24 protein-coding genes are annotated in these 22,896 nt (G+C 53.7%); 12 read left to right on the forward strand and 12 right to left on the reverse strand.

What is annotated here, in order from left to right:
• The first annotated feature begins 189 nt into the window (after positions 1-189).
• The 8 genes from ACEE43_RS05805 to ACEE43_RS05840 all read left to right on the forward strand — a co-directional run bounded on the left by ACEE43_RS05805 (position 190) and on the right by ACEE43_RS05840 (position 7,556).
• Positions 190-936, forward strand: a complete 747-nt coding sequence (locus tag ACEE43_RS05805) for a CDP-alcohol phosphatidyltransferase family protein (RefSeq protein WP_449108179.1) — start codon at positions 190-192, stop codon at positions 934-936.
• The gene (locus tag ACEE43_RS05810) at positions 936-1,847 is read left to right on the forward strand and encodes a glycosyltransferase family 2 protein (protein ID WP_449108178.1); all 912 of its coding nucleotides are present in this window, start codon (positions 936-938) and stop codon (positions 1,845-1,847) included. The genes ACEE43_RS05805 and ACEE43_RS05810 overlap by 1 nt, the downstream gene beginning before the upstream one ends.
• Positions 1,848-1,851: 4 nt before the next feature.
• Positions 1,852-3,138, forward strand: coding sequence for an O-antigen ligase family protein (locus ACEE43_RS05815; protein WP_449108177.1), 1,287 nt, complete (start codon positions 1,852-1,854; stop codon positions 3,136-3,138).
• Positions 3,138-4,664: a lipopolysaccharide biosynthesis protein gene (locus ACEE43_RS05820; RefSeq protein ID WP_449108176.1), complete on the forward strand. Its 1,527-nt coding sequence runs from the start codon at positions 3,138-3,140 to the stop codon at positions 4,662-4,664. Before ACEE43_RS05815 ends, ACEE43_RS05820 begins: the two co-directional genes overlap by 1 nt.
• Positions 4,665-4,693: 29 nt before the next feature.
• A complete protein-coding gene (locus ACEE43_RS05825) occupies positions 4,694-5,899 on the forward strand; it encodes a YveK family protein (protein WP_449108175.1) in 1,206 nt (401 codons plus the stop codon).
• A gap of 6 nt (positions 5,900-5,905) precedes the next feature.
• The gene (gene pssD, locus ACEE43_RS05830) at positions 5,906-6,355 is read left to right on the forward strand and encodes a PssD/Cps14F family polysaccharide biosynthesis glycosyltransferase (protein WP_237197418.1); all 450 of its coding nucleotides are present in this window, start codon (positions 5,906-5,908) and stop codon (positions 6,353-6,355) included.
• A 9-nt stretch (positions 6,356-6,364) separates the two neighbouring features.
• A complete protein-coding gene (locus ACEE43_RS05835; protein WP_449108174.1) occupies positions 6,365-6,961 on the forward strand; it encodes a glycosyltransferase in 597 nt (198 codons plus the stop codon).
• Positions 6,962-7,049: 88 nt separating this feature from the next.
• Entirely contained in the window at positions 7,050-7,556 is a 507-nt protein-coding gene (locus tag ACEE43_RS05840) for a DUF2505 domain-containing protein (protein WP_135010995.1), read from the forward strand.
• Between the two features lie 106 nt (positions 7,557-7,662).
• Here the strand turns inward: ACEE43_RS05840 and ACEE43_RS05845 are convergent, their stop codons facing one another.
• The 12 genes from ACEE43_RS05845 to rfbB form a co-directional block, all read right to left on the reverse strand.
• Entirely contained in the window at positions 7,663-8,097 is a 435-nt protein-coding gene (locus ACEE43_RS05845; protein WP_237198666.1) for an adenylyltransferase/cytidyltransferase family protein, read from the reverse strand.
• A 231-nt stretch (positions 8,098-8,328) separates the two neighbouring features.
• Positions 8,329-8,784: a Fe-S cluster assembly sulfur transfer protein SufU gene (sufU, locus tag ACEE43_RS05850; RefSeq protein WP_449108173.1), complete on the reverse strand. Its 456-nt coding sequence runs from the start codon at positions 8,782-8,784 to the stop codon at positions 8,329-8,331.
• Between the two features lie 66 nt (positions 8,785-8,850).
• Positions 8,851-10,158, reverse strand: a complete 1,308-nt coding sequence (locus ACEE43_RS05855; protein WP_449108172.1) for a SufS family cysteine desulfurase — start codon at positions 10,156-10,158, stop codon at positions 8,851-8,853.
• A 354-nt stretch (positions 10,159-10,512) separates the two neighbouring features.
• Positions 10,513-11,289 (reverse strand): transposase family protein, encoded by a 777-nt coding sequence (locus ACEE43_RS05860; RefSeq protein ID WP_449122304.1) that lies wholly within the window; start codon positions 11,287-11,289, stop codon positions 10,513-10,515.
• 76 nt (positions 11,290-11,365) lie between these two features.
• Entirely contained in the window at positions 11,366-12,292 is a 927-nt protein-coding gene (locus tag ACEE43_RS05865; protein ID WP_449108292.1) for an acyltransferase family protein, read from the reverse strand.
• 31 nt (positions 12,293-12,323) lie between these two features.
• Complete coding sequence (gene pth / locus ACEE43_RS05870) at positions 12,324-12,905, reverse strand: aminoacyl-tRNA hydrolase (protein WP_449108291.1); 582 nt, start codon at positions 12,903-12,905, stop codon at positions 12,324-12,326.
• A 122-nt stretch (positions 12,906-13,027) separates the two neighbouring features.
• Complete coding sequence (locus ACEE43_RS05875; protein WP_237206700.1) at positions 13,028-13,651, reverse strand: 50S ribosomal protein L25/general stress protein Ctc; 624 nt, start codon at positions 13,649-13,651, stop codon at positions 13,028-13,030.
• Positions 13,652-13,907: 256 nt separating this feature from the next.
• Entirely contained in the window at positions 13,908-14,768 is an 861-nt protein-coding gene (locus tag ACEE43_RS05880; protein WP_449108290.1) for a glycosyltransferase family 25 protein, read from the reverse strand.
• A gap of 340 nt (positions 14,769-15,108) precedes the next feature.
• The gene (locus tag ACEE43_RS05885) at positions 15,109-15,837 is read right to left on the reverse strand and encodes a glycosyltransferase family 2 protein (protein WP_449108289.1); all 729 of its coding nucleotides are present in this window, start codon (positions 15,835-15,837) and stop codon (positions 15,109-15,111) included.
• Positions 15,838-15,839: 2 nt separating this feature from the next.
• Positions 15,840-16,688, reverse strand: coding sequence for a hypothetical protein (locus tag ACEE43_RS05890; RefSeq protein WP_449108288.1), 849 nt, complete (start codon positions 16,686-16,688; stop codon positions 15,840-15,842).
• The gene (rfbD, locus tag ACEE43_RS05895; RefSeq protein WP_449108287.1) at positions 16,681-18,099 is read right to left on the reverse strand and encodes a dTDP-4-dehydrorhamnose reductase; all 1,419 of its coding nucleotides are present in this window, start codon (positions 18,097-18,099) and stop codon (positions 16,681-16,683) included. The genes ACEE43_RS05890 and rfbD overlap by 8 nt, the downstream gene beginning before the upstream one ends.
• Complete coding sequence (gene rfbB, locus ACEE43_RS05900) at positions 18,099-19,097, reverse strand: dTDP-glucose 4,6-dehydratase (protein WP_449108286.1); 999 nt, start codon at positions 19,095-19,097, stop codon at positions 18,099-18,101. Before rfbB ends, rfbD begins: the two co-directional genes overlap by 1 nt.
• Positions 19,098-19,179: 82 nt before the next feature.
• Here rfbB and rfbA point away from each other — a divergent pair, with 82 nt between their 5' ends.
• The 4 genes from rfbA (at position 19,180) to ACEE43_RS05920 (ending at position 22,865) form a co-directional block, all read left to right on the forward strand.
• Positions 19,180-20,040 (forward strand): glucose-1-phosphate thymidylyltransferase RfbA, encoded by an 861-nt coding sequence (gene rfbA / locus ACEE43_RS05905; protein ID WP_449108285.1) that lies wholly within the window; start codon positions 19,180-19,182, stop codon positions 20,038-20,040.
• 188 nt (positions 20,041-20,228) lie between these two features.
• Complete coding sequence (locus ACEE43_RS05910) at positions 20,229-21,584, forward strand: polysaccharide biosynthesis tyrosine autokinase (RefSeq protein WP_449108284.1); 1,356 nt, start codon at positions 20,229-20,231, stop codon at positions 21,582-21,584.
• Between the two features lie 107 nt (positions 21,585-21,691).
• Positions 21,692-22,534, forward strand: a complete 843-nt coding sequence (locus ACEE43_RS05915) for a nucleotidyltransferase family protein (protein ID WP_449108283.1) — start codon at positions 21,692-21,694, stop codon at positions 22,532-22,534.
• 4 nt (positions 22,535-22,538) lie between these two features.
• Positions 22,539-22,865, forward strand: a complete 327-nt coding sequence (locus ACEE43_RS05920) for a PqqD family protein (protein ID WP_449108282.1) — start codon at positions 22,539-22,541, stop codon at positions 22,863-22,865.
• The last annotated feature ends 31 nt before the right edge of the window (positions 22,866-22,896 follow it).

The following is a 22,896-nucleotide window of genomic DNA, read 5'->3' on the forward strand; positions in this document are numbered from 1 at the left end:
AAGAACATATTGAAGGTCATAGTTTTGTGGGCTAGTTTTCACCTATGGCTGGCACAGTTGTTCACCTAAAATTAAGTACTCGGGCGTGTTTCTCTCGGGTGAGCTCCTGACATTCGCACGGTGGCAGCTCTGCTTATGGCCCAGTGCCACGCCTATCTCGCACACACTTTCAAGGATTAACTAGGGTTTATGACTAGCACTCGCACTTTGGCCCCCCGTGGGTTTAGGGAAACACTGACGCAACTGAATTCTGCCCAGAAGTCCGGGGTCGGGGTGCCCGCCTATACTCGCTGGGTCAACCGCCGTGTTGCCCGTATCTTTGCTGCGGCTGCGGTCAAGATTGGTCTTGGCCCCAACGGGGTCACAGCTCTCAGCGCCACCGTTTCTGTGTTGGGTATGCTCTTGATGATTTTCTTCCCGCCTTCTCTCTTACTGGGTGTGGGGGTAGCTCTGCTGTTCGCGCTGGGCTACGCTCTGGATTCGGCGGACGGTCAGGTTGCTCGCGTTACGGGGGCGTCCTCCCCTGCTGGCGAGTGGCTCGACCACGTGGTTGACGCTATGCGTACTCCCGCGATGCATCTGACAATTCTGGTGGGCTTCATCAAGTACCCGCAGGCCTTCCCCGTAACCGGCTGGCAGCTATGGTGGCTTCCTCTTGCCTTTACGGTACTGGTCACGGGGCATTTCATGAGCCAGATTTTGGCTGAACAGCTACGCAATAATCGGGGTACTGCTGCCCCTGCAACCGGGGGCACCCTCCGTTCTTTCGTCAACCTGCACATGGATGCCGGTACCTTCTGCTGGATTTTTATCTTCTGGGGCACAGGTCTTGGCTTCGTGCTGGTCTATGGCCTGCTCTTTGCTGCCAATGCTGCCACCGTGTTGCTTTCCATGCGCCGTAAATTTGTTACCCTCGCTCAGCCGGTAGGTGCCTAATGCAGAGTGTTTCCGTCATTATCGCCACGAACGGCAAGCGTCCTGAGCTTCTGCGTACCGCGGTTACCGCTCTTTTCGAACAGACTTATACCGGCCCGGTTGAGGTGCTGGTGGTCTTTGACCACGTTGAGATTGACCCGCTGGCAGATCTTCAGATTCCTGAGAACCGCTCCTTGCGCACTATCCCTAATACCCGCCCCCAGGGTCTAGCCGGTGGCCGTAACACCGGTATTGAAGCTGCTGCCGGAGACATTCTTGGCTTCTGCGACGACGATGATTACTGGCTTCCGACCAAGCTCGCTGACCAGCTAGAGCTCTGGCAGCGTGCCCCGCAGGCAATTGCAATTTCTTCGGGTATCCGGGTGCGCTCTGGCGGTAAAGATATTGACCGTTTAGCTCCCGCCCGCGCCACCTTTGCTGATTTTCTCCGGTCCCGCATCACCGAAATCCACCCCTCGGCGATGCTCTACCGCCGCTCAGATTTGTTAGGACGCGTGGGGCTCGTTGACGAGGACCTCCCGGCTGCCTACGGTGAGGACTACGACCTTCTTCTGCGCGCCACCAAGTTCGGTGATATCTACTCGGTCGAAAAGCCGCTGGTACTGATTCTGTGGGATCGCCCGTCCTTCTTTGCTGGCAAGTGGGAGAACATGGCCGCGGGTCTCACCTACCTGCTGCGTAAGTTCCCCGAGTTTGAATGCGACCCCAAGGGTCTTGCCCGCATATCGGGGCAGATTGCTTTTATTCACGCTGCGCTGGGGAATAAAAAGCTGGCTCTTGCCTATGTACGAGCTACGCTGCGCCGTGATCCCGCGCAGCTACGAGCCTGGGCTGCGTTGCCTGTTGCCCTGGGTCTGGTGAGCCCCTCTGCACTTTTGGCGGCTGTGAATAAGACCGGTCGAGGCCTCTAGCCCCATGACCGTGCTTACCCCGACTCACAGGCACAACAGGTTTTTATCTGCTGTTGCTCCTACCGCAGGAGCTCCCCTGCCTGCCTGGCCCATTCTGGTTCTGCTCTACGGCTTCCCACTCGTGTGGGCCATGGGCATGATGCAGTTTGCGCCTACCCTTCTTGCAGCATCGATGATTGTGCTCATGGTCATGCGCCGCCATGTGCTGGTGCACTCCACCATGTGGATCTGGTTCGCTCTGATGTTCTGGGGCCTTATCTGTGTGGTTTCGGTTGATACCGCTTCAGAGTTCCTGGGCTGGTTCCAGCGCTACATGAATATCTTTAACGTGGGTATCTACACGCTCTACTTCTTCAATGCCCGCGAGCGCATTCCCAACCACATCATGCTGGGTGGGCTGCTGACGATTTGGTTCACGGTGGTGATTTTGGGGTACCTGGCCTTGGCCTTCCCCGATTTCCGTCTGCCGACCCCGATGAGTTTCGTCCTGCCGGGGGCCCTGCTCAATAACGAGCTGGTGAAGGACTATGTGCTTCCGCCGATGGCTGAGGTGCAGTGGCCCTGGGGCGCTGAGGTGGCTTATATCCGCCCGTCCGCGCCCTTCCCCTACGCTAACTCCTGGGGCCTGGCCTACGCGCTGCTGACCCCTGTGGTGTTTGCGGTGATGACCGGTGTGCACTCGAAGAAGATTCAGCTGGGGCTGGGTTTTGCGGTGGCTCTGTCGCTGGTGCCTGCTGTGGCTACTTCTAACCGGGGTATGTTTATTGGTCTGGGGTCAGCTTTTGCCTATGTGCTCTTCCGGCTCCTACTCAAGGGTGACTGGCGGGCGCTCGGTATCGGTGCGGTGCTGGGCGTTGGCGTGGTGACCTACCTGCTAGTTTCTGGTGCTGTCGAGGATATTTTGGGCCGTCAGGAGTATTCTGACTCTACCGGTGGCCGCGCTTCGCTCTACGAGCTGACCTTTGAGTACACCCTGCGCTCTCCGCTGGTGGGTTACGGCACCTCGAAGATGGCCGACAGTGTGGGTGTGTCGATGGGTACCCAGGGTCAGGTCTGGGCGCTGATGTTCTGCTTTGGGTTTGTAGGGTTGGGGCTTTTCCTGCTCTATGTGGTCTCGGTTTTGATCAACACCTGGAATATCGCCTCGATTACCGGTATGTGGGTGCACTCGGTGATTGTCGCTGCTCTGGCTGTGGTTTTCTTCTACTCTTTTGACGTTATCCAGCTGACCGTGCTGATGCTATCGGTTGCCCTGATGATGCGCTCCCGTATGTACGGGGAGGGGCTCTGATGGCTAGGTCACTTGCGCGTAGCGGTGCTTTTTCATCGCTCTATGTGATGTACGGTTCTGCCGCGGCTTTTGTAGCTACCCTGATTGTTTCTAATGGGGTGGGGCAGGCCGGGGCTGGCGCCTTCTTCCAGGTCATGGCTTTCTTTGCGATTGCTACCTCTCTCTGCGTTTTTGGGGCCGACACCGGCTTGGTGCGTACCATGAGCGCTCAGCGCGCCGTGGGCCGTTACTCTAGCCTGCCCCAGCTCATGCGTTTTGCTGTCGGCCCGGCAACCGTCATTGCCCTGGTGCTAGCTCTAGGGGCCCTGCTCTGTGCGCTGCCAGCTGTGACCCCGAATCTGGGGGCGGACGTCCGCGCCGCGGTTCTCGTCTCTGCCCCCTTTGTGGTGGTAGCGGCTTGGATGACCCTGTGCTTTGGTGCCCTGCGCGGGCTGGGGCATACGGTTGAGTTCACTTTCTTGCAGTCAGCCCTGCTACCGACCCTGCGTATCGGGGCTGTGCTCCTGGCTGTAGCTTTCTCGGGCGCTATCGCTTACCTGGCCCTTGCCTGGGCTCTGCCCTTGCTGGTGGTTTTTGCGGTGGCAGCACTGTGGGTACGGAAATATATGCCCCAGCAGGAGGACATTCCCACTTACCAGGCCAAGCACCTGGCGGTTGAGCAGGTGCCCCCTACCGCTGTAGCCGCGCCTGAGTCTGCCCGCTCTTTCTGGGCTTTTAGCTCAGCTCGCGGCGTCTCAGCCATGGTCGAAGCTCTCCTCGAATGGATTGACGTGTTGTTGATCGGTCTCTTCCTGGGGCCTGCTGCCAGCGGCGTCTACGGGGCTGTCAACCGCTGTGTGCGGGTGGGGGCCATGGTGGAGCACACCGCCCGTGTGGTGACCGGCCCCGATATCTCTGCCGCTATCGCTACCGGTGACCAGGCTCGGGCCCGCCAGATTTTTGTCTCAGCTACCCGTATTCTCATTGCTGTTGGCTGGCCTTTCTTCATCACCCTCGCTGCCTTCGGCCCGGTGCTTTTGGGGTTCTTCGGCGATGGTTTTAGCGCTGGTGCCCCACTTTTCTACATCATCGGGGCTGCCATGCTGGTGCAGATGGCAGCAGGCGGGGTGCAGTCGGTTCTGCTCATGAGCGGACGCGCCCGCTGGCAGCTCTACAACAAGCTGTCGGCTCTCGCGGTGGCGCTTGTACTGAACCTAACGCTTATACCGCTCTGGGGTCTTACCGGTGCAGCAACTGCTTGGGCGGCAGCCGTCCTGACCGACTGCGGTCTAGCTACTGCCCAGGTCTACGGCAAGCTGGGCATCCGCCCGCGCCTCGGTGAGGTGCTACCGGTGATGCTCCTGGCAGCTCTGGCACCTGGGCTGGGGGCAGCTGCCACGGTGTTCATCTGGGGGCAGAGCCTGCTAGCCTTAGCTGCCTATGCCTTGCTTCTTATCCCCCTCTACTTAGCTCTCATCTACCGCTTCCGCCGAGCAATCGGCCTTGAATCTCTCGTCACATCAATCACTCGCAAACTTCGCCGCTAGGCCCATACACTCCTAGGGAAGGAACACACATGGAACGCTCATCACGAGCCAGAGCCAACGACCAGCAGGCTACCCCCATTTCGCTGGGGGCCGCCGTCCGCCGCATTCTACGCCACAAAATTGTTGTGCTCATCAGCGCCCTCATCTTCGCGGTCTTGGGCGCAGTAGCAGGTCTAGCGCTGCCTAACTCCTACGAGTCCAAGGCCGTCATCAACGTCACCCAGCCCAGTGCAGGCGCAACCGGGTTACGTTCAGCCCTCAACTCCATCGATATGGATACCGAGGAAGCTATTGCTTCGTCCCGTGTGGTTCTTCAGGCGGCAGCAGATGAGCTGGGTATGGACGTAGCCGATCTCAAAGATCAGGTTACCGCTGCCGGTCATTCGAATAGCACCATTCTCGATATCATCGTCAACACCGATGATGCACAGAAATCCGCAGATATCGCGAACACCGTTGCTCGAGCCTACCTCGCCCACCGCTCAGACACCCTGCGTGCTAGCCGCGAAGAGACTCGGGATAACATCGACGCTGTCTCCGGTGGTATGGATAAAGGTCTTGTTGACCAGGCAATTCTGACCCTGGAAGCAACCTCCACCGACAGCGGTACCATCATTTCAGAGGCCCAGGTGCCCGACGCCCCCTCAAACTTTAGCCTGGCTCAGACCATCTTCATCGGTGGCGCCATGGGTCTGCTCATCGGCATCTTCGCAGCCTACGTTGTAGACCGCACGAACCGCACCCTGGGCTACTCGGAGCGCCTCTCAGAAATCTCAGGTTCTCCGGTCTCCATCATCGCCCGGGGCGCCGAAAACGAATCAGCTACCCAGCTACTACGCCGCATCGGTGTAGCAGACGGACGCCTCAAAAACGCAGACCTGCGCGGCATCACCATCTTCTCCCCCACCCCCCGCGCAGCTGCCTCCCTCACTTCCCTACTCGCGGGCGTCCTTACCGACAGCAACTACACCATCGCTGATGCTGCCACCTTCAACGCCCTGGGGCTAGAAAACCTCAAGGACCATATCAAGCAGAACGCTCCTGTCATCATCGATGCGCCCGCATCGGCGTCTACCTCCAAGGTTCTTCTGGCAGCCGATCACACCCGCGTCCTCTTGCTGCCCTTTACGTCCAAGAGCACCGTCAAGAGCGCCCAGCGGCTCTTTGACGAGCTGACCCCGGCCAGCTCCACCCGCGTCATCCCCGTCTACTTCGACACCCCCACCCAGAAATAAACAGCCATGAAAGTACTCCTTACCGCAAGCGCTGGTGGCCACCTCGCCCAGCTCATTGCTCTGGATAAGTTCTGGAAGGAACATGACCGGGCATGGGCCACCTTTGAACTACCCGAGGTCAAAGCGGCTTTAGAGGGCGAGCGCACCTACTGGGTGCATTTCCCCACCACCCGTAACATCCCCAACGCTATCCGCAATATCGGGGTAGCCTGGCGGGTGCTGCGCAAGGAACGGCCCGATGCGGTGGTCTCAACCGGCGCAGCTGTTGCCGTGCCCTTCTTCCTAATCGCCAAGCTCTTAGGCATCAAAACTGTCTTCATTGAGGCCTATGACCGCATCACCATGCCCACCCTCACCGGTCGCATGTGCTACCCCATGAGCGACCTCTTTGTGGTGCAGTGGGATGAACAGAAGAAGACCTTCCCCGAAGCCGTCAATATCGGCCATATACTCTAGGAGGCTGCCGTGACTGAAAACCCGAGCTCTGGCAACGTCCAGACCAAGGTCTACGACCTGGTTGTGTCTCTGGGCACCGACCACCACCATTTTGACCGGCTGATCCAGTGGGTTGATGCCTACCTGGCAGATCATCCCGAGGTCACTGCCCTGGTACAGCACGGCTTCACCGCTCCACCCCAGCACGCGGACGCCGTCGAGCGTATGCCTCGCGCTGATTTGCTTGACCTGTATCGCGCTGCCAAGGTGGTGCTGGTTCAGGGAGGGCCCGGCTCTATTCTTGATGCTCGTGAGGTGGGGGCTATCCCTTTGGCGGTCCCCCGCGTAGCAGATCTCGATGAGGTTGTTGATAACCACCAGGTAGAGTTCTCCCGGGTCATGGAGACCCACGGTGAAGCTATCGTTGTGACCAGCTCCGAGGACCTTCGGAACAAGCTCGATGCTGCCTTTGCAGATCCCGGTTCCCTGCGCGGCACCTACCGGGTGCCCGGTAGTGATCAGGCCTCAGATAATCTCTCGGCCGAGCTAGAAGCCCTCGGTACCGCCTATAACAGCGGCTTTATCCGCCGAACTGCCCAGATTATCGCCGGATTCCGCTCTCAGTAAGCAAGGACACTCCACGCTTTCACGCCCTCAAGCCGACCCCGTAGAATAGGGCTCGACCGCTTTATCACCGCCCTGAAAGAGAGAGCCCATGGCTGTTCAGAGTTCAACCACTATCAACGCTTCTATCGACAACGTCATCCGCGCCTTTGCCGATGAAAACTTTGCTCGCTTCGCTAGCGAAAAGGTCCGTATTTCCTTCGAGTCCTTCTCGGTTGACGGTGACCCTGCCGGTGCCTTCACCGCCACCACCGTGCGCGCTATCCCCGCTGACCGTATTCCCGATATGGCGAAGAAGCTTCCCGGCGTATCCAACGGTGTGACCGTTTCTCAGGTTGACCGGGTGTCGGCTCCTGCGGCTGACGGCTCCCGCACTGTGGTGTCTGAGGTAACCGTCAAGGGTATCCCCGTTACCGGGAATGCGACCCAGACCCTGACCCCCGCCGGTGAAACCACCGAGGTTAAGGTCGACGGTGAGGTCAAGTGTTCCATCCCCCTGGTGGGTAAGAAGATTGCTGCTGCCGCTGAGCCCCAGATTGGCCGCGTTTTCTCAGCCCTGGGAACCAGCGCTGAAGAGTACATCAAGGCTAACTACTAAGAGCCCGTAGATACCGAGGACGCCCCGCCCTCCACTCCCCTCTCAAGGGGAAGGAGGGCGGGGCGTCCTTCATTATGTCTGGGCTTTGCCCTAGGGCAGGAAGCAGTTACGCAGCAGCGGCGACAGGGGTGTTGAGCGCTTCAAGTGCTGCCCGCAGCTTGGTGCTGGAGGTGTGGGCGGTGTAGGGGAAGTAAACTACCTGCACGCCGACCTCAGCGAAGCGGTTTTCCAGGTCGATGCCGCGCTGGGTACCCTTCCAGTCGTCGCCCTTGAAGAAGGTATTGAAGCGCACCTGCTCCCAGGTTTCGAGCTTGTCAACCACGGTTTCGGCGCGCACTTCGTCTACGAAATCGATGTGGGAGACGATTTCCATGCGCTCAGCCAGAGGCACGATGGGCTTACGCCCCTTGGTGAGTTCTAGCATTTCGTCGGAGACCACTCCGGCGATGAGGTAGTCGCAGTTTTTCTTAGCTTGGCGCAGGATATTGAGGTGGCCTACGTGAAAGAGGTCGAAGGCGCCGGCAGCATAGCCGATGTTCATGGGTCCCCCAGGTGTGCGTGTGAGCGCGGTGCGAGCGCGCTAGTACGGGTGTGTTTGTCTTTTAACCCTACGTTAAGGTTCGGGGCAGGGTAAGGACGCAGCCGGGGCCACTTTGGGGGACAGCCCAGGTCAGAGCGTGGTTAGGGTAACAAGAAACCCACCCTGTGGCGCCCTTGCGGGGCGGACGCTTGGGGGTGGGTTCTGTGCGCTGAGCTGGGATTTTATGCCGGGTTAGACGGCTGCTTCTTTGGTGGCTTCTTCGGCCGCTACCCATGAGAGCATGGCGCATTTCACGCGGGCTACGAACTTGGAAACACCGGCGAAGGCGGCAGCATCGCCGAGGACTTCTTCGTCGGGCTCAATGTGGCCGCGGGAGCGGAGCATTTCGCGGAAGTCGTCGACGAGCTGCTGAAATTCTTGGGTGCTCATGCCGGGGGCCATTTCTGAGAGTACGGAGGCAGCTGCCATGGAGATGGAGCAGCCGTCGCCTTCCCAGGAGATAGTGTCGATGGTGTTCTCACCGTCTTTAAGGGTAACGCGCAGGTTGATTTCGTCGCCGCAGGTGGGGTTGTACTGATGGTTGGTTGCGACTCGGGTTCCGTCGGCGGGGTCGATGAGTCCCTCGCCGGAGCGCTGTTTGGAGTGTTCGAGAATGATCTGCTGGTAGAGCTGTTCAAGACCGCTCATATTCGGTGTCCTTCTTTCAGGGTGGGTCGCTGGCGGAGCCTACCCATTGTACTGCTGTGGTGTCTCTTAGTCGGTGTAGCCGAAGTAGCTGCGTACCTTGGCGAGTTCTTCGATGAAGCGCTCTACCTCGTCGGTGGTGTTGTAGATGTAGGCGCTGGCACGGGTTGAGGCAGTGATGCCGAGTGCCCGGTGCAGGGGCTGGGCGCAGTGGTGGCCTACGCGCACGGCGATACCCTTTTCGTCGAGGAGCTGGCCGACGTCGTGGGGGTGCACGCCTTCGACATGTACCGAGGTGAGTCCGGCTCGGGGCTGGCCTGCTGCCGGGCCGATGAGGCGGACGCCGGGGATTGAGCTCACGCCTTCGGCAAGGAGCTGGCCGAGCTTGGACTCCCAGGCATGCACCTGCTCCATGCCAAGGTGCTGCAGGTAGCGTACGGCTTCGGCCCAGGCTACGGCCTGGGAGACGCGCTGGGTTCCTGCCTCGAATTTGATGGGGGCTGGCATCCATTCGGCTTCGGTCATGGTGACCTTGGTGATCATGGAGCCGCCGGTGAGGAAGGGGGGCATTGCTTCAAGCAGCTCGTTGCGGCCGTAGAGGGCTCCGATACCGGTGGGAGCGAGCATCTTGTGGGCTGAGAAAGCTGCGAAGTCTACGCCGAGTTTTTTCACGTCAACGGGCATGTGGGGCACTGACTGGCAGGCGTCCAGCACCGTCAGAGCTCCGACCTTCTTAGCCAGGGTGACCATGAAGTCCACGTCGGTGATAGAGCCCGCTACGTTTGAGACATGGGTGAAGGCAAGGATGCGGGTGCGGTCGGTGACGATTTTCTCGGCAGCTTCGTAGTCAATAAGCCCCTGGTCGGTGACGGGGATGTAGCGCAAGGTTGCACCGGTACGGGCAGCCAGGATTTGCCAGGGGATGACGTTGGCGTGGTGCTCCTGCTCGGTGGTGACGATTTCGTCGCCCTCTGCCAGCGCGAAGCGGGCGGCGGCGTCCCCGCCGATTCCAGCGGACGCGTTGCCAAAAGAGTAGGTGAGCAGGTTGAGGGCTTCGGTGGCGTTGGAGGTCCAGACCAGCTCGTTTTCGGCGGCGCCGATGAAGGAGGCGACGGTGCGGCGGGCGTCCTCGAAGGCGTCGGTGGCGTCAACGGCGAGGGTGTGGGCGCCGCGGTGGACGGCTGAGTTCGCGCCGAGGTAGTAGTTACGTTCGGCGTCGAGAACCTGGAGGGGGTTTTGGCTGGTGGCTCCGGTGTCGAGGTAGGCCAGGGGGTGGCCGTTGACCTGGCGGCTGAGGATGGGGTAGTCCTTGCGTAGGTCGGTGACGAGTTCGTTGGTGAGCTCTGCTCCGGCTGGAGTGCGGTAGCTGCTGGCCACTGTTTTTGCCTTTCCGTTGGGTACGCCTGGTATAACGGCATGTTTTTCTAGCCTATTCCCTGCCGGGCGGAATTGGTAGTTAGGGTGGGCTTGGACGTTCAGGTGAGCAGCAGATGCATCACGCAACAGCTTATGCGATTTTTTGTGTATAGCTCTCTACCCGCGTTGGAACTAATCGCTTAAACCGCATGGCTGGTTTCTCAATCAAATGCCACGATAAGAAAGCGAGTGGCACGGTAAGAGCAAAGCAAGAAAGCGCTGTAAAAAACCACCCATACTGTGTAATACCAGCTAGTACAAGTAGCTGTTGAACAGGGAATGCGTAAACGTATATCCCATACGAGATATCGAGGCTTATTCAAAAGTCCCACCCGCAGCCAAAAACACCAACCCCCGCACCACCGCAAACACCCGCCCATACAACCCCAACGGCCGCCTAAACCCCGTATGAAGAATCCGCCAAGTCTTGATGTGAGCGATAACCCGCTCCACCACCGACCGCAGCCGATTCAGCACCCGATTATTCCGCCTCTGCTCCCGACTCAGCCGCTGACCCGGCTTGCGCCTGGCCGGGGTAGCCAACCCCAACCCGATATAGCCCTTATCAGCCACAGTGCTCTTATCAAGATATCTTTCCAAGCCATGATGTTTGAAGGCGTAAGCATCATGCCTGGCCCCGGGCACCGGGTCTGTGATAGCCAGCAACTTTCCATCCAAGGTGCAAATGACTTGGTGGTTGAATCCGGCTCGTTTGTGCTTTCCAGAGAAATTTGTTTTACCAAGTGATCGCCAATTCCACGTGGGTATCAGAGTCCCGTCAACTACTAAGGACCCGGGTGCTTTGAGGCTTTCTTTCAAAGGCTGAGTCGGCGGAGTGAGAATCTTCTCCAGGGCCTTTTCGATGGTGTTGATAGCTCGTGAGACTGTCGATTGAGAGACAGCAAAAAGTTCTGCGAGGAGTTCTTCGGTGAGGTTGTGGCGGTGGTAGAGCAGGGTGATTTTGAGGGCTTGGGTGAGGGTTAGCGCTGGTGGTCTTCCGCCTGGTTTTGACCAGGTGAGGTGATGGGTGAGGGCTGTGTGTAGTGTGGCGAATTGCGTGGCTGTGAGGCCGGTTGTACGCTGGTGTAGCAACGGTCTTGTCCGGTATGGCTTGAGGTTATTTATAGAGATTTAACGCTCATATTTTTGCCGCGGGTGGGGCCGTTGTCTAGTTGGTGGGTGTGGGGTGCGTGTCTACTTTTGAATAAGCCTCATCGTTTCTAGAGCCAATCCGAGTTGGTAGTGCCGCACCTAATCCAAGAACGGCGTAAGGCATTGCAACAAAAATAACGATGTTGCCCCAAATATTATGGGAAGTCGATACTAAGGAAAGCGCAACCAAACATGAAACTGCAGCTAGAGGTAAATTTGCGGGAATCTTATCCGCAAAGACGTAGAACAGCATACCTAGCGCAAAAAAAGTCCAGAGCCTCACACCATTCGCGAGAATAACTTCTAGTGATCCCGGAAATAAAGTGTAGGCAGAGGAAGGAACAAATAAGTAAATCAAAACCATCAGAGTAGCTATCGCTATCACTGCTGGTTTCAAATGGTTGCGAACCCAGGGAGCCATCACGAAGAGACATACTCCCACATAGGCTAGGGCTTCATAGAACAGAGTCCACAATGATCCATTCCAAGTGGTCGTGAAGGGTACGTCCGCGTTAACAGGCAAATCACCCGATTTAAGAGTTAATGATTTAAAGAAGAAGTATAGTGCTTCAGACAGTTTCCATTCAGCCCCGAACAATTTTCCAAGAGGAGAAAAGATAAAAGCTGTAGCTAGTAGTGCCGCAAAATATCCAGGATAGATTCTAAGGAAACGTCTCCACAAGAAAGGTTTAGCCCTCATTCTCATACCTGAAGCAAGGATAAGGTAGCCAGAGGCAACAAAGAAGCACTCAACAGCCGTACCATGCCACGCCCCCAACGCAAAGTGGCCAATAACTACTGGTTCAAAATCACCCAGCGGAAATGCATGCCCGAAAATGACCAGAGTAGCCAGTACAAGGCGCACAAAATTCAACGCGTTATCGTTTGTGCTCAGCCGACTTCCAAGGGTTAGCTTCCCGGCCTTTTTTGTCTCTTCCATCATTTATCTGCTACCTCGTGTAGATAATCTGTTTCTAATTGCTATGAAAACGCTGCTGGGCTGCCAGCAAACCCTCTTTAACCAGAGTCTCCGTAGCATCAGCTGCATTAGAAACAAGGAAAGGGAGATCCTTCTTCTCCGCGGTTGTAAAAGGCTTCAACACAAAATCAGCGGTCTGCATCTGCCCATGAGGACGGCCGATACCGGTGCGAACCCGGTAGTAGTTCTTAGTTCCCAGAGCCTTGGTAATATCGCGTAGACCGTTGTGGCCGCCCTCTCCCCCACCAATTTTTAGTTTGATGGAGTCAAAGGGGATGTCAAGCTCATCGTGCACCACAATGGTCTTTTCGGGGTCAATACCGTAGAACTGGGCCAGTGCAGATACCGGACCGCCCGATACGTTCATGTAGGTCAGGGGCTTAGCCAGCACAACTTTTGCGCCCCCCATACCTAGGCGTCCTTCGAGTACCTGGGCTCGTGCCTTACTGTGCTTCTTGAAATTACCGCCCACAGTGTTTGCGAGCTCATCGAGCACCATCTGCCCAATGTTGTGACGGGTTGCTGCGTACTCGGGGCCGGGGTTACCCAAACCTACGATCAGCCATGCATCTGACATATTTTCGCCTTTCCTAGGGCGCAAGAATGCGGTAAGCATACAAAAAGTGTAGCGAGTCAAGAAGGCCCGCACCGTCGTTGACTACGGTACGGGCCTTATAAAGGGTGAGGTAGCTATAGAGCTTACTTAGCTTCGTCTACCTGGGCGTCAGCTTCTGCGCCCTCGGGAGCGTTTTCGCCCTCTTCACCGGTCTCCGGTACGTCGAGTTCCTCGGGCTCTGAGATGTTAACAACCAGCAGTTCTGCGTCTGCTACGAGGGTTACGCCGGCGGGCAGTTCAACGTCGGAAGCGTGAACGTGGGCGCCAGCTTCGCGACCTTCGATGTTAACAACGAGAGCTTCGGGAGCCTTCAGAGCGTCTGCTTCAACGAGCAGAGCGGTTTCTTCCTGGTTTGCAACGGCACCAACGGCGGGCTCACCCTCAACGTGTACGGGAACCTCGATCTCAACGCGCTCGCCACGCTTAACGGTCAGCAGGTCGATGTGCTGCAGTTCGGGGCGGATGGGGTGGCGCTGGATGTCCTTGATCATGGCCAGGTGTGAGTCACCTTCGATGTCGAGGTCGAGGATAGCGTTGGGGACGCGGGCTGCCAGGGTGGTTGCGTGGCCGGGCAGTACAACGTGCTTGGGCTCTTCGCCGTGGCCGTAGATGACGGCGGGGATGTCGCCGGCCATACGGATGCGGCGGGCATAGCCCTTACCGAAGTCGGTGCGGACGGTTGCTGAAATCTTGATGGTCTCTGACATGAGGGCCATCCTTTCTGTGGTTAGTTATCGATGCGCCAAGTGGTGTAGTGAACTGGCGCCAGAAATCGCTTTCTAACCAGCCACCGTCAGTTCCGGACCTACCGGGGATTCCCACCGGCATTCCACTGCCTTGGCTTGTCACGCCTACGGCACGACCCTACTAATTATCATTGAGTTAAGTAGTTTGCACAAGCTATACCACCGCATTCAGCATATTGAGCTTCGCCACAACAAGAACATTCAGTAGGGCTCAGAGTTACCGAAGATTCTTTTTGGACAATAGTTCTCCTAAGTCTTTTGCCGACACGATAAGTAAATCTCGTATGAGACGAATGTTATTAACATTAACTTTAGACTTTACTTTTTCCATCAATCCCATAACCCCGGAAACTGAAATACTATGCTCAGCCAGCTTCCACTGCTTAAACTGATTGTAGCCTTCAATGTCATGAATCGTAGTTTCCCCCTCCCAATCAGCCAAACCAGGGCGGACGACCTGTACGTCAAGAACATGGAAGGGCAACTCAATAGCAGTCGCTGAGGGACTTACATTGTATTCATCTGCCACCCAGCTAACACCACCTGCTTTTTTCACTTGAGCAACATATTTAATACACGATTCCCGTGAGATGAGATATAAACCAGCCCCAGCAAGCCGATCAGCATAATGCCCCATTCTATACCCACCAGGCAAATTCTTTGCCATTAGCGACATTGCATAATATTTAAGGTTTTTCATTGAACCAAATATAGGTTCAGACAGAACAACAATATCCTTTTTACCTTTTGTTGCTAAAATATTATTAAGTTTTTCAGAAAAACCGGCAACCGCACGGGCGTCATCCTCTGCAACAAGCATAAAATCTCCACCCTCACCTTCCTGCTCCGCAAATTCTTTGATGACCCTATAGTGGCTTATAGCACAACCAACCTCTGCGGGGCGAGGATCTTTCAAGGTTCGCTTCCTATATTCATCAATATTAAAATCGTCAGGAACATGTCCCTGACGCGTATCAATTGCGTCAAAGACCTCAAATTCTAGACCCCAATTGGATTTCTGAAACCCTTCTAAACGGGGAGAATCAGCTAGTGAAATCACTACAAATTTCTTAATCATCTCAAATTCCTTTCAGCATTTTCTCTCCAACTTAACCGCCAGTGATTAAATTAATCAATTTTCATCAAATTAATGTCGATTAGGCCAATATCACCATCTGCATCTAAATCATATTTATTATTTCCAAAATAGGATTACAGAAGTAATCCCACATCCAACCCCCTTATAAGCTCTAAAATAAATTTTAGGTATGAATGGAGATTTTCACAGGCATAAAAATCTTCTGGATATGTCTATTTTTATCCCTATCAAAATGTCTATATGTAATAAGTTCACTAGGGATTAAAAATTAGTGTTAATTTAATTTTCAAGAGTTATAAATAAAATATATTTTTTATTTTTATTTTGATGTTTTCATAATTACTAGTTTTAATTTATCTTGCCAAGGTCGGACTCGAGAGTTATAGAAGTTGAATGGTTTATGCCACCATTTACTACCAAATGATTCATCCAGAATCTGAATAGTTCTCTCATGTTCTTTCTGACGCATCCCTTGGAATGATGGGTCTCCTGAGGTGGTACTCATTTCGGTCTCGAATGGAACTCCTATCAAAACTCCTGGAGGTCTATTCTGAAACTGAATAAGAATATCGTCCCCACCCCAGATCTTTAAAGAGTCCGGAATTTCAATATAATTACTTCTACGCAAACACATAAAAGTGCCAAAACCATCCACCGTAGGTCTAATACGGGCTAGTCGTACACGAGGTCTCAGCGCGGGGTTATCAAAACAAGATTTATCAGGACCTACAATACCAAAAACATTCTTTTCTAATATTTTTGCTGAGATATCAAAAGCTGCTGGGTCGCATAGTAAATCGTCATTCACAATAGCAAGGTACTCATATCTCGCTTCTTTCGCACCACGATTCCAGGCAGGGTTCACAAAAATATTTTTACCTTGATCTAAAACCTTAACTTTTTTTCCTGATAGAACAATTGGCTTATCAGAATTGTTTACTATAATAACTTCACCAACTAGTTGGTGCTTTTCACAGAGGTCAACGAATTTATATAAATATTGAGAGCGTTGCAATGTTGGAATAATAACAGAAAATTTTCCTTGCATAATTAATTTCCTACCATTTTATTAAAATATTTTTTCTTAAGCGGTCTCAGTCTAGCTTTTACGCCTGATACTGTTCTCTGCTTGCGAAGTCTTATGAAATACTCTAGGTTCCCCATAGGGCTTCTAACTGTAACTCCATATTTATCAAGTAAGTACACAGGAACAATTTCCTGGCCTACCCCAAACCTCCGCGCAAACTGTGCTGCACCGAGAGCTTTATCAGGGTAACCACAAAAATGCATAGAAAAGTTATCTGTAAGGCTTTGAGAGTAGTAATGACCACGGGAGTTCAGTGAAGAATGATCAACAATAATAACTTTACCGGTTATTTCAAGGTTTCTATTTTTTATCAAGTACCACAGCTGATCCTGATCACCTCCGGTAAAGAGGCCGTCTTCGTCATCAGACCATTCATCTCTAACCTTAGAAAGTGAAAGATTTCGAGCATCTTCAAGAAGAGTTTTTGCTTCTTCACAGTTTCGAATGAGCATAGATCCAGAATTTATCTTTGACCAAAAACCATTAGGCTCTAGAATTCCTTCTGCAACAGCAAAATATGCATCTGACTTATTCATTCTGTCAATAAGTTTCTCAACTGATTGCGATGAGAAGTCAGTAAAATACATATCGTCATCTACCCATAAAACCCATTCAGTTAACGGCAGAACATGCAAAATAGAATTTAGTTTATAATCAAATTTTGTCTTGACCCCCTCAGCTAGACCGATTTCTAAGCGATAGTCAAAGCCATGTTCTAAAGCAAATATTTTATGATTAATATATGACCTCTGACGAATTTCATCCCCACCAGAGACGATAGTAACCTTATATTTTTTTTTCATTTTACTCACTAAGTAGATATTCTTTTAGCAACGCACTGTAATTACGCGGTCTATAACCAGAATCAATAATTTTCGAAATATCCATAGTTGAGTTACCTGGGCGAGGGGAGAAAACATCGGTTTTCGCAAAGTACTCAGCTGTAGTCACAGGAGTAACCCGGTTTGCAGAGTGACCCATAGTTTCAAAGACCATCTTGGCAATATCAGCCCAGGTGACAACTTCACCGGAGTTTGAGACATGGTACGTACCAAACTCACAGCTGTTCTCCACCAGGTGCAGAATTGCTCCAGCAAGATCCTCTGTAAAGGTAGGGCGGCCGTACTGGTCATTCACCACGGTGGGATTTAATCCGCGCTCAGCCAGCGACCTCATAATTTCAATGAAATTCTTGCCGTCGCCCATGACCCAAGAGGTTCGCACAATGTAGTGACGGCGTACCGATCGAACAGCCATCTCGCCAGCTGCCTTTGACTGGCCGTACACACCGAGAGGTGCCAACGGGGCGTCCTCGGTATATTCATCCCCCAACGGTAGGGAACCGTCAAAAACGTAATCAGTCGACACGTGGACCAGCGGAATTCCTGCTTCGTCCGCCACCCTGGCCAAAGCCGCAACACCACTCGCGTTGGCGGCCCAGGCGTCCGCACGCCCTTCGGGCGTCTCAGCCTGGTCAACCGCGGTGTAGGCTGCCGCGTTGATAATGCCGCGCAGGGAACGCCAACGGTAGGCAGATACCCAGCTATCAGGACGCGCCAGGTTAAGTTCCGCACGAGTTGCAGCAATGTAGGGGGTACCGGCTGCTTCAAGCTGCTTGACCAGTTCGCGGCCCAGCTGCCCGTTAGCGCCAACCACCAGCAGGGGGGCAGGAGCAAGAGGCTCTACCTCAGAAAGACGGGGGTGATTCTTATCCTTCTCAGAAAGCTCTGCCTGGTCCAGAGAAATCGGCCAGTCAATTGCCACGGTCTCGTCTGCAAGGTTCAGGAAGGAGTACTCCCCCTGGGCATCCGCTGACCAGTGGTCATTTACCAGGTAGGTGTAGGCGGTGTTGTCTTCCAGAGTCTGGAATGAGTTGCCTACTCCGCGGGGAACAAAAACAGCGGTGTCGGGGCCAAGCTCTACAGTGACGGTCTTGCCGAAAGATTCACCGGCACGCAGGTCAACCCAGGCTCCGAAGATACGGCCGGTGGCTACCGAGACGTACTTGTCCCAGGGTTCAGCGTGGATGCCTCGGGTCGTACCTGCGGTTGCATTGAAAGAAATGTTGTTCTGTACAGGGCCGAAGTCTGGCAGACCCGCAGCAACCATTTTCTCGCGCTGCCAGTTTTCCTTGAACCAGCCGCGGTTATCACCGTGCTGGGGAATGTCAATAACAAGTAGACCGGGGATATCCGTTGCGTGAACGGCCAATTCTTTGGGCATTACTGGCCTGCCTTTGCATATTTGGCTTCAACCTCTGCCTTGAGGGGCTCCCACCAGACGCGGTTATCGGTGTACCAGGCGATGGTATCTGCCAGACCTGCCTCGAAGTTGGTGAACTGGGGTTCCCAGCCCAGCTCTTCACGCAGACGGGTGCCATCAATAGCGTAGCGTAGGTCGTGACCGGGCCGGTCTACGACGTGCTCAAAGGCGTCCTCGGGCTGGCCCATAAGGCGCAGGATGGTGCGCAGAACGGTGATGTTATTTTCTTCCCCGTTAGCGCCAATCAGGTAGGTCTCACCGACCTTGCCCTTTTCGAGGATGGTGTGCACCGCTGAAGAATGGTCAGAGGCATGAATCCAGTCGCGCACATTCAGACCTTCGCCATAGAGCTTGGGCTTAATGCCAGCCAGGATATTGGTGATCTGGCGGGGAATGAACTTTTCAATGTGCTGGTAGGGCCCATAGTTATTAGAGCAGTTAGAAATCGTTGCTTCAATGCCGAAGGAACGGACCCAAGCACGGACCAGAAGGTCTGAGCCGGCCTTGGTTGAAGAATAAGGTGAGGAGGGGTTGTAGGGGGTAGTTTCGGTGAACTTAGCAGGATCGTCTAGCTCAAGGTCACCAAACACCTCATCTGTTGAGATGTGGTGGTACCGGGCCTTATGCTTACGCACAGCCTCAAGCAGGGTGAAAGTACCGATGAGGTTAGTGTGGATGAAGGGGCTGGGGTCGTTGAGCGAGTTATCGTTGTGTGACTCAGCTGCATAGTGGACGACAGCGTCTGCCTGCGCGACCAGGGGGTCAACGACGTCCATATCGGCGATATCCCCCTTAACCAGCTCAAAGCGGTCAGACGGTAGCCCTGCGAGTGACATTTCATTGGCAGCGTAGGTCATCTTATCGAGCACCACGACCTTATGGTCAGTGTTATCTACCAGGTAGTGAACGAAGTTAGAACCGATGAAGCCGGCGCCGCCGGTAACAAGAATATTTCCCATAGGTTTAACAGTAGTGGCAAATCACCTTATTTTGGGTTTCCGATAGCACCTAAAAATGTGGTGTTCATGCCAGAATGGGGGTATGAAGGGAATTCTACTAGCAGGTGGTACTGGCTCACGCCTCCACCCCATCACACTCGGCATCAGTAAGCAGCTCACTCCGGTTTACGACAAACCGATGATTTACTACCCCATTTCAACCCTGATGTTGGCAGGTATCCAAGATATTCTGATTATCACCACGCCTCAGGACCAGGACCAGTTCCAGCGGCTTCTTGGCGATGGCTCTCAGTTTGGCGTTAACTTTACTTACAAAGTTCAGCCCTCCCCCGACGGCCTCGCACAGGCTTTTATCCTGGGTGAAGAACACATCGGAGATGATCCAGCGGCTCTTGTTTTGGGCGATAATATTTTCTATGGCCCGGGCCTCGGCAACCAGCTCCGTAAATATAACCACGTAGACGGAGCTGCTGTCTTTGGTTACCGAGTTGCAGATCCTGCTGCCTACGGTGTTGTGGAGTTCGACCAAAGCTTTAAGGCTATCTCCATCGAGGAAAAACCGGCACGCCCCAAGAGCGATTACGCGATTCCCGGCCTGTACTTTTACGATAACGATGTAGTCGAATATGCGAAGGCTATCAAACCTTCCCCCCGTGGCGAGCTTGAGATCACTGATCTTAACCGTGTCTACCTCGAGCAGGGGAAACTCCAGGTCGAAGTCCTTCCCCGTGGAACAGCATGGCTAGATACTGGCACTTTCGATTCGTTGGCAGATGCCACGAACTTTATTCGTACGGTACAGGCGCGTCAGGGGCTCTCGATCGGCTCTCCTGAAGAAATTGGCTGGCGTATGGGCTGGATTGATGATAACCGTCTCGAAGAACTAGCGCGGCCTCTCGTCAAAAGTGGTTACGGAGCCTACCTGCTCGGTCTACTTAAGTAGGGCCAACTTCAAGTGCGCTTAGACAAGCGTCGACAACACGACTTCTTCATTCTCTACCGCTGGTAGAATCATTCCGACTGTTGTCTCAGGAACAGTCTGGTTTTCACTTTTAACCTTTTAGGGCTTATATGACTATCCTTGACTTCTTACGCATGCTCCGCGCCAACCTCAAGCTACTAATAATTGGCTTGGTCGTTGGTGCACTCTTGGGCTTTGGCTATTCCCTCATGCAGCCTCGCGTCTATGCTTCTAGCTCTACGGGCTATGTAACTGTTGGTGACGGCGCAGGAATCGGTGACGTTATCTCTGGCTCAGCTGCTGCCAAAGAGAAGGCCGCGGCTTATCTAGCTCTAGTGAATTCGGCAGCAGTAGCCGATGAAATTATCGCAGCAAACCCAGAACTCAACATGAGCCGCGGGCAGGTACAGGGTAACCTCTCAGCCACAGTTGATGCTAATTCTGCACTCATCAATGTTTCCGCACATGGTTCGACGCCTGAGCAAGCACAAGCTCTCGCAAACTCATCTCTAGAAGCCGTAGCTAAGGTAGTCAATGATCTTGAGGGCTCAAGCTCCGTACGAGTTATTCCGCTGGAAGATGCAACCCTGAACAACACTCCCATCAGCCCTGATGTGCAGAAGCTAGTTCTAATTGGTGCTGGTGTTGGTCTCGGTCTCGTACTTGCAACAATCTTGCTTCGTCGCACTGTCGATACTAAGTTACGTACCCGTGACGATGCTACTAAAGCAACAGAAGCTGGAGTGCTTGGCGTCCTTCCTGTCTCTGACGAACTCACCGAAGAAAATATCCTTCGTGCTAACAGCGACCACGTTGCACAAGAATCAATCCGTCAGATGCGTACCAATCTACGCTTCGTCAACGTTGATAACCCGCCTAAGTCGCTTATTGTTACTTCGGCTGAGCCTGGTGAAGGCAAATCAACAGTTTCAACTTCTATTGCGCGGGCACTGGCGGATGCTGGTGAGCCGGTCATCATTATCGACGCGGACCTCCGCCGACCCACTATTGCTAAAAAGTTTAAGATTGATTCTAAGATTGGTCTGACTCAGGTACTCGCAGGTCAGGTTGAGCTTGCCGACGCTGTGCGGCAGTTCGAAGATACCCAACTCTTCATCCTGCCCGCCGGCCGAATCCCCCCAAACCCCTCAGAGCTTCTTGGGTCTGACAAAATGCGTCAACTTATTTCAGAGCTTTCCGGCGAGTTTACTGTTATCGTAGACGTCCCCCCGGTGCTTCCAGTCACTGACGCTGCTCTGCTATCTACTGCCGTTGACGGTGTTGTTCTCGTAGGTACCGTAGGAAAAACCCGCAAGGAAAACCTCGCTGAAGCTGCTGCTAATCTACGCAAGGTAAGCGCCAATCTATTGGGTGTAGTCATCAACCGTGCACCTCGCACTGGTCTGGGTAACTCCTACTACGGCTTTGCCTACAGCTCAAACGGCGGTTACTCCTCCTACTACGGTCAGGACGATGAGAAAGCTAAGAAAGCCGGTCGTGGCAGCAAGCGTTCTAAGAAGTCATAAGCTGTGATAACAGCTTAATAACCCTTTTATGCCAGTGCCCCTAGGGGCACTGGCATAAACTGTTAAAACAAGATGATAAATACATTCACAAGAATCGGGAGGATAGCATGGATAGTACCCAGGTAGAAGAAAATAATGTTCCACTCAGGTTCCGGCTCATGCTTTCTCACGCTTATTTCCAATATCAGGCTGAAAGCAACGCTATTGACCTTCTACATGTCAAGGGGTACGCTTTTGGCACAGATACCTATCGCGCTCATCGCCAGAGCAGTGATATTGATGTGCTCATCCGCCCTGCCCATGTAGACCGTTTCGTAGAGGTGCTCCTTGCCCAAGGCTGGGAAATCTTAACACATTTTGAGACGGGATCTATCTTTGAACATGCGATGACGATTTATCACCCTCAATGGGGTCTGGCTGATATCCATAGGTTTTTTCCTGGTCTCGGTAAAGATTCAGCTGTAGCTTTCGAGCAGCTGTGGAAGAGCAGACGAAAGAAAAACATTGCATCCTACCCTTGCGACCTCCCCAGTGTTCTTGATAGCCAAATTATCGTTCTCATTCATGCTGGACGTTCTGAGGCTGCGGTGCACCCGGATGTTGAGTTCATCCAGTCTCAACTTACCGATGAAGACTGGTCAGCTATCAAAGAGCGGGTTCAGGAACTCGATGCGGGTATCGCATTCGCTGCGGCTTTTAAAGATTTAGAAGCTTATAAGGGTGACCCTGAGTACCTTCTGTGGAAGTCTGTTTCAGATACGACCCCGGACTATATTCAGTGGAGAGGACGCCTTAAACTAGCCCGCGGCATAAAAGCGAAAATAAGGGTTCTATACAAAATTTTCACCGTTAACCGTGACCATCTGGCGATGGAACTCGGTCATACACCTAGCCGCCAGGAAGTCCGGCGTAAATTCTTTAGCCGGTTCACCTTTGGAAAGAAGAAATAACCCGATGCCCTCTGTTTTCCGCCGAAGCCCGGTCTCAGCAACGGCTACTAAATCTTCGGTCTCTGATGAAGCGCAGACTATCTTCTATGTAGCTAATCTGATGACCTCTGAGCTATCGGTACTTGAAGGCTCTAGCGTTCTCATCTGGGAGCTTCTAGAAAAGCCTTACTCTCTCGAAGAACTCTTGATCGACGTATCAGATATCTACGGCGTCGAGCAGGAGTTAGTCTCACCCGGGATTAATGATTTCTTAGAAGCAATGCAACAGCAGGGGCTCGTCGTCCTCGACGAAGTTGCTGAGCCAACGCCCAAAACCGGTGCAACTGACTAGTCTAAAACCAATCAAAAACGGGGGCTCCGGT

It is taken from the genome of Rothia sp. 11254D007BW (genome assembly GCF_053548195.1).

Bases quoted from the DNA above. Each gene is read 5' to 3' on its own strand.
- ACEE43_RS05805 (WP_449108179.1), top strand. From the start codon at position 190: ATGACTAGCACTCGCACTTTGGCCCCCCGTGGGTTTAGGGAAACACTG.
- ACEE43_RS05810 (WP_449108178.1), top strand. From the start codon at position 936: ATGCAGAGTGTTTCCGTCATTATCGCCACGAACGGCAAGCGTCCTGAG.
- ACEE43_RS05815 (WP_449108177.1), top strand. From the start codon at position 1,852: ATGACCGTGCTTACCCCGACTCACAGGCACAACAGGTTTTTATCTGCT.
- ACEE43_RS05820 (WP_449108176.1), top strand. From the start codon at position 3,138: ATGGCTAGGTCACTTGCGCGTAGCGGTGCTTTTTCATCGCTCTATGTG.
- ACEE43_RS05825 (WP_449108175.1), top strand. From the start codon at position 4,694: ATGGAACGCTCATCACGAGCCAGAGCCAACGACCAGCAGGCTACCCCC.
- pssD (WP_237197418.1), top strand. From the start codon at position 5,906: ATGAAAGTACTCCTTACCGCAAGCGCTGGTGGCCACCTCGCCCAGCTC.
- ACEE43_RS05840 (WP_135010995.1), top strand. From the start codon at position 7,050: ATGGCTGTTCAGAGTTCAACCACTATCAACGCTTCTATCGACAACGTC.
- ACEE43_RS05845 (WP_237198666.1), bottom strand. From the start codon at position 8,097: ATGAACATCGGCTATGCTGCCGGCGCCTTCGACCTCTTTCACGTAGGC.
- sufU (WP_449108173.1), bottom strand. From the start codon at position 8,784: ATGAGCGGTCTTGAACAGCTCTACCAGCAGATCATTCTCGAACACTCC.
- ACEE43_RS05865 (WP_449108292.1), bottom strand. From the start codon at position 12,292: ATGATGGAAGAGACAAAAAAGGCCGGGAAGCTAACCCTTGGAAGTCGG.
- pth (WP_449108291.1), bottom strand. From the start codon at position 12,905: ATGTCAGATGCATGGCTGATCGTAGGTTTGGGTAACCCCGGCCCCGAG.
- ACEE43_RS05875 (WP_237206700.1), bottom strand. From the start codon at position 13,651: ATGTCAGAGACCATCAAGATTTCAGCAACCGTCCGCACCGACTTCGGT.
- ACEE43_RS05880 (WP_449108290.1), bottom strand. From the start codon at position 14,768: ATGATTAAGAAATTTGTAGTGATTTCACTAGCTGATTCTCCCCGTTTA.
- ACEE43_RS05885 (WP_449108289.1), bottom strand. From the start codon at position 15,837: ATGCAAGGAAAATTTTCTGTTATTATTCCAACATTGCAACGCTCTCAA.
- rfbD (WP_449108287.1), bottom strand. From the start codon at position 18,099: ATGCCCAAAGAATTGGCCGTTCACGCAACGGATATCCCCGGTCTACTT.
- rfbB (WP_449108286.1), bottom strand. From the start codon at position 19,097: ATGGGAAATATTCTTGTTACCGGCGGCGCCGGCTTCATCGGTTCTAAC.
- rfbA (WP_449108285.1), top strand. From the start codon at position 19,180: ATGAAGGGAATTCTACTAGCAGGTGGTACTGGCTCACGCCTCCACCCC.
- ACEE43_RS05915 (WP_449108283.1), top strand. From the start codon at position 21,692: ATGGATAGTACCCAGGTAGAAGAAAATAATGTTCCACTCAGGTTCCGG.
- ACEE43_RS05920 (WP_449108282.1), top strand. From the start codon at position 22,539: ATGCCCTCTGTTTTCCGCCGAAGCCCGGTCTCAGCAACGGCTACTAAA.